We start from the raw sequence: 6199 nt of genomic DNA, 5'->3' as shown, positions 1-6199 counted from the left end.
GCGCCTCGAACAGGTCGGTCGCGTAGGTCAGCGCCGCCCCAAGGCCGTCCGGGGTTTCCCAGGTATCGAGGGCAAGGTCGAACTGTGCGGCAGCACCGTCCCAGGCAAAACTCTCGATGTGCAAACCATCGACTTGGGCATCCTGCCGCTCGCCGCTCTGGTGGTTATACATCACCTGGAACAACGGGCTGTGGCTGAGATTGCGTTCGGGCTGCAAGGCATCGACCAATTGCTCGAACGGCAGATCCTGGTGCGCCTGCGCGCCCAGCGCCGCCTCGCGCACGCGGCCCAGTAGATCGCGGAAAGCCAGGCCAGCATCGACCTGGCAACGCAGCACCTGGGTATTGACGAAGAAGCCGATCAGGCGCTCGACCTCGGCGCGGTTGCGGTTGGCGATAGGTACCCCGACGCGAATGTCCGACTGCCCGCTATAGCGCTTCAACAGCACCTGGAACGAGGCCAACAGAAGCATGAACGGGGTGACACCCTCCCGCCGGGCGCAGGCCAGCAGCTCCTCCGATAATGGCACCGGCAGCGCCATGTCCAGACGCTGCCCGCGTCCGCTGGCCTGGGCCGGGCGCACCCGGTCGGCGGGCAGTTCCAGGACCGGCTGCTCGGCGCCCAGGCGCTCACGCCAGTAATCCAGCTGCCGCGCGCCCTCGCCGCTGTCCAGCCAGGCGCGATGCCAGGCAGCATAGTCGGCGTACTGCAGCTTCAATGGCGCCAGCGTCGGTTGTTCGCCGCGCCGCGCCGCGGCATAGGCCTGGAGCAGTTCGTCGACCATCACCTGCATCGACCAACCGTCGGACACGATATGGTGCTGGGTGATGACCAACACATGCTCCTGCCCAGCCAGCGCCAGCAGACGCACGCGCAGCAGCGGCCCACGAGCCAGGTCGAATGGCTGGCGGATTTCCTCGGCCACCCGCTGGCGCAACGTTGCTTCGCTCGCCCCGGCGCAATCCTCCAGGACAATGCGCAACGGCATGTTCGCCAGGATCGTCTGGCGCGCCTGACCGTCGACCTCCTCGAAGCGGGTGCGCAAGGTCTCGTGGCGCAGCACCAGCCAATCGAAGGCCTGCTGCAACGCCGCCTGGTCCAGGACGCCACGCACGTGCAGTACGCTGGGGAGATGATAGGCCGCGCTTTCAGGCTCCAGTTTCCAGAGGAACCACATGCGTTGCTGAGCATGCGACAAAGGCAACTCGGCGACTCGCGGCAATACTTGCAGCACAGGGGCAACGCTCGCCGCCTGGGACTCCAGGGAAGCGGCGAAGTCTGCCAGGACCGGCCGCTCGAACAGGATGCGCAAGGGTACGTCCAGCTCCAGATCCTGGCGCAGGCGCGAGACCACCCGGGTGGCGCTGAGGGAGTGACCGCCGAGTTCGAAGAAGTGCTCGTCGCGGGCGATGCCCTCGACACCGAGCAGCGCCTCCCAGATCGCTGCGACCGAACGTTCGAGCCCCTCCCGCGGAGGCTCTCCGGCCTGGCGGCGGGCAGCTGCGTCCACCTTCGGCAGCGCCTTGCGATCCAGCTTGCCGTTGGCGTTCAGCGGCAAGCTGGACAGCACCTGCCAAGCCGTCGGTTGCATGTACGCAGGCAAGCGTCCGGCCAGCCAGGTGCGCAGCTCCGCCAGAAGGTCCTCACCCCGCATAGCGTCACGCCCCACCAGGTAGGCCGCCAGCAGCGGACCACCGACGCCATCCAGCGCCACGACCGCTGCTTCCGCCACATACGGGTGTGCAAGCAGTTGGCTCTCGATTTCGCCGATCTCGATGCGGAAACCACGGATCTTGATCTGCTGATCGGCGCGGCCGAGATATTCGACCTGACCGTCGACGCGATAACGCGCCAGGTCCCCGGTGCGATACAGGCGCTCGCCCGAACCTGAGAACGGATCGGCCACGAAACGCTCGGCGGTCTGGCCGGGGCGGCCCAGGTAGCCACGAGCCAAGCACTGGCCGCCGATGTACAGCTCGCCGATCATCCCCGGCGCACATGGCTGCAGGGCTGCGTCCAGTATGCAGGCCCGGCGCGCACCGAGCGCGCGGCCGATAGCGGGAGCGCCGCCCTCTTGCGCCCGACAGTGCCAGGCCAGCGGAGTGATCACCGCCTCGGTGGGACCGTAGGCGTTGAACCAGGCTTCAGCCTGCACCGCCTGCTGGGTCAGCAGGCTGGCGTCCCAGGCTTCGCCGCCGAGGATGCAGGTGCGTACCGCGATCCGGCGGCCGGCGTGGCGCAACTCCTCCGCCTGTTGCTGAAGATAAGCCGGCGGTAGATCGAGGATAGTCACCGCGTGCCGCTCCACCTCATCCGCCAGATGTTGCGCGCTCCACTGTCCGGCGTCGCCGAGCAGGACCCGGGCTCCTGCCAGCAGGGGTACGAAGAGTTGTTCGGCAGCGGCATCGAAACTGATCGAGGCGAACTGCAATTGGCAGTCGCCAGGGCCGACGCCGTAGGTCCGTGCTGCCGCCTGGCAGTGCGCGACGAGCGCCGCCTGGCTGACCGCCACTCCTTTTGGCTGGCCGGTCGAGCCGGACGTATAGATCACGTAGGCCAGCGTCTCGCCAGCTACCTCCGGCAGCGGCCGCGTATCTGCACTCGCCGGCCAGGCGGCGGTCTCCAGCGGCAGCCGCTCGACCTCTGCCGGGCAGGGCAGCCGCTCCGCCAGGGTTTCCTGGCAGATCAGCCAGCGCGCGCCGCTGTCGCGCAACATGTACGCCAGGCGCTCCGCGGGGTAGTTCGGATCCAGCGGCAGGTAGCCGGCACCGGCCTTGAGGATGCCCAGCAGGCCGACGACCAGGTCGAAGGAGCGCTCGGCAGCGATCGCCACCAACGCTTCCGCGACCACGCCGCGCGCCCGCAGGCCACGCGCCAGACGCTCGGCGCGCATATCCAGTTCGGCATAGCTGAGATGCTCGTCGCCACATACCAGCGCAATCGCCTCAGGCGCCGACGCTACCTGATGCGCGAAGGCCGCCGCGACGCCGCCGCGCGGCAGCGCCTCGAGCGGTGCCTGCCAATCCCGCAGCGCCTCCTGGCGTTCCCCGGCGTCGAGCAGGGCGAGTTCGCCCAGCGCTGCCTGGGGGGTCTCGGCCATCCGCTGCAGCAGATGCAGCAGGTGACGGTCCAGTTCGGCGATGTCCGCTGCGTCGAAATCGCGCCGCGCATAGACGTACTGCAGGCTCAGGCGCTCACCCAGGGTGACACCCAGCGTCAGGGGGTAGTTGGTCTGCTCGTGGTTGCTTGGCGTGGAGAACTCCAGATCGGCGGGAGCCTGGCGCAGAGCCTCGGCCACGGGGAAGTTCTCGAACACCAGGATGCTATCGAACAGAGCCTCGCCGCCATGCCCGGCCCAGCGCTGGATGTCGTACAGAGGCGTATGCTCGTGTTCGCGCAGCGCCAGGTTGAGCGCCTGCATCCCCTGCAGGTAGTCCGCGACGCTCTGCTGTGGCTGCGGCGCGGCGATCACCGGCAGGGTATTGATAAACAGACCGATCTGCGCCTCGATGCCTGGCAGTTCCGCCGGCCGTCCGGCCACGGTGGCGCCGAAGGCTACCGTCTCCTGCCCGCAGTGCCGCTGCAGGAGCAGCGCCCAGGCCGCTTGCACCAAGGTGTTGAGCGTGACCTTCTGACCTTGGGCGAAGGACGCCAGTTGGCGGGTCGTCTGCGGATCCAGTTCGCGCAGATGCTCACCCTGGCCAGGCTGCTCCGTCCTCGCCTGGCGCGCCAGGCGTGTCGGCATCTCCAGGGAGGCCAGCCGATCGCGCCAGAAGAACTCGGTTGCCATCGCATCGCGGCCCTGCAACCAACCGATGTAGTCGCGGTAACGCCCAACGGTAGCGGCTACCTCCTGCCCCGCATAGCGCTGCAGTACCTCGGCGAGCAGTTGGGCGTTGCTCCAGCCATCCATCAGGATGTGGTGATAGGTATAGATGAGGTGCATCCGCCCATTCGCCAGCGGCACCAACACCAAGCGTTGCAACGGCGCCCTGGCCGGGTCGAAACCGGCTTCGCGCTCAGCCTCTGCCTGCCGTTGCGGATCACTGCCTGGCGGGGCCAGCCGCAGCTCCAGCGTCGCCTGCTCGAATACCACCTGCAACGGCTGAGGCCAGCCGTCCTTCCAGAGGAATCCGCTGCGCAGGATCTCATGGGCATCGAGGGTGGCCTGCCAGGCTGCGCGGAAGCGATCCGGGTCCAATCCGCCGATATCCATGCGCAACTGGTTGACATAGTCGCCTTCCGTTCCATGAAGACTGTGAAACAGCATGCCCTGCTGCATCGGCGACAACGGATAGATGTCCCGCACCGAATCAGGATCCAAGGACAATTCATCGAGCTGCGTCTGGGAAAGCCCGGCCAGCGGGAAGTCCGACGGCGTCACACCCCGATGCCGCGGGTCGAGACAATGCTCGATCAGCGCGTGCAGCTCCCGCGCGTAGTCATCGACCAGGCGCTGGACGGTCGCCTCGGCGAACATTTCCCGGCTGAAGCTCCAGTGCAGGCTCAGCTCGCCGCCGTAGACCTGGCCTTCGATGCTCAACCAGTTGGCCAGCGGGGCGCACGGATCCTGGGCGGCACCGGCGCTTTCCGTGGCCGGTACCAGCAGCGCCGCTCCATCGAACTGACGGTCGAACCGGCCCAGGTAATTGAAGGTGATCCGCGGCTGCGGCAGCGCGGCCAGGCGGGTCGCAGCCTCCTCTCCAGCCAGGTAGCGCAGCAGGCCGTAGCCGACGCCCTTGTCCGGCACGCCGCGCAGTTGCTCCTTGATCGCCTTCAGCGACTCGCCGAGGTCCGCGGCCGGGGTCAGGCGCACCGGGAACAGGCTGGTGAACCAGCCCACCGTGCGGCTCAGGTCGATGGCCTCGCCGAGGTCCTCGCGGCCGTGCCCTTCGAGCTGCACCAGCACGCTGGCGTCGCCGCTCCAGCGGCAGGTCGCGCGGGCCAGGGCGGTCAGCAGCAGGTCATTGACCTGGGTCCGGTAGGCCGCCGGGGCTTCCTGCAGCAACTGCCGGGTACGCTCGGCGTCCAGGGTCAGGACGAGCTTGCGCTCATGGCGGTTTTCCAGGGCGCCATGCGGGTTTTCGCATGGCAGCGCATGCGGAGCGTCGTGCAGTTGCGCCTGCCAGTAGTCGAGTTCGTCCAGGCGCGCGCCGGCCTGTTCGTGCAGGTGCCGGCTCCAGGTCTGGTAGGAACTGCTACGCGGCCCGAGATCGGCGTCGAGGTCGGCATAGAGACGCTGCAGGTCTTCCAGCAGGATGCGCCAGGACACCCCGTCCACCGCCAGGTGGTGGATGACCAGCAGCAGGCGCTGGCTGCCGTCGGCCATGTCCACCAGCAGCGCACGCAGCAGCGGCCCCTGTTCGAGGTCGAGGCTGCGCTGGGCTTCTTCGCAAAGCGCCAGCAACGCCTCCTCGGACCCCGCCTGCCGGCGCCACAGCGGCTCGCCGGCCTGCTCGGCGTAGGCCTGGTGCCAGGCGCCGCGCTCTTCGCGGAAACGCAGGCGCAGGGCATCGTGCTGCGCCTGCAGGCGTTCCAGGGCACGCCCCAGCCGGTCGCCGTCGAGCGGCTGGCGCGCCTGCAACAAGAGAGACTGGTTCCAGTGCTGGCGGTTGGGAATCGACTGCTCGAAGAACCAGCGCTGTACCGGCGCCAGCGCCACCTCGCCGCTTGCCGGCCCCTGTTCCGCCGTCGCCGCACCCGCCTTGGCCGCCAGGGCCAGGCTGCGGATGTTCTGGTGCTGGAACAGGTCGCGCGGGCTCAGTTGCAATCCGGCCTGGCGCGCACGGCTGACTACCTGGATCGAGACGATCGAGTCGCCGCCGAGGCTGAAGAAGTTGTCGTCCAGGCCGACCCGCTCGACGCCCAGCAGGTCCTGCCAGATTTCCGCCAGGGTTCGCTCCACTGCGTTGCGCGGTGCGCTGTAGCCTGCCTGCGCCACGCTTACTTCAGGCGCCGGTAGCGCCTTGCGATCCAGCTTGCCGTTCGGACTCAGCGGCATCCGCTCCAGCGCCAGCCACTGCGCCGGCACCATGTATTCCGGCAGGCTCGCCGCCAGGTGCGCGGCCAGGGCTTCGCGCCAGTCGCCGCTCTCGCTCTCCAGCACCACGTAGCCGACCAACTGCCTGCCGTCCACCGCCAGCACCGCCGCCTCGCGCACCCACGGATGCTCCAGCAGGCGCGCCTCGATCTCGCCCAG

Annotated in this window: 1 protein-coding gene; it reads right to left on the bottom strand. The window is 68.3% G+C overall.

What is annotated here, in order from left to right:
- Nucleotides 1–6199, bottom strand: a 6199-nt coding sequence (locus HMPREF2581_RS30525; protein WP_139181937.1) for a non-ribosomal peptide synthetase, incomplete at both ends; no start/stop codon positions are given.

This window comes from Pseudomonas sp. HMSC057H01, from assembly GCF_001836405.1.
Taxonomy (GTDB): Bacteria; Pseudomonadota; Gammaproteobacteria; order Pseudomonadales; family Pseudomonadaceae; genus Pseudomonas; species Pseudomonas aeruginosa.
The sequence above is the reverse complement of the archived record's forward strand: the minus strand, read 5'-3'. Positions and strand labels throughout refer to the sequence as shown.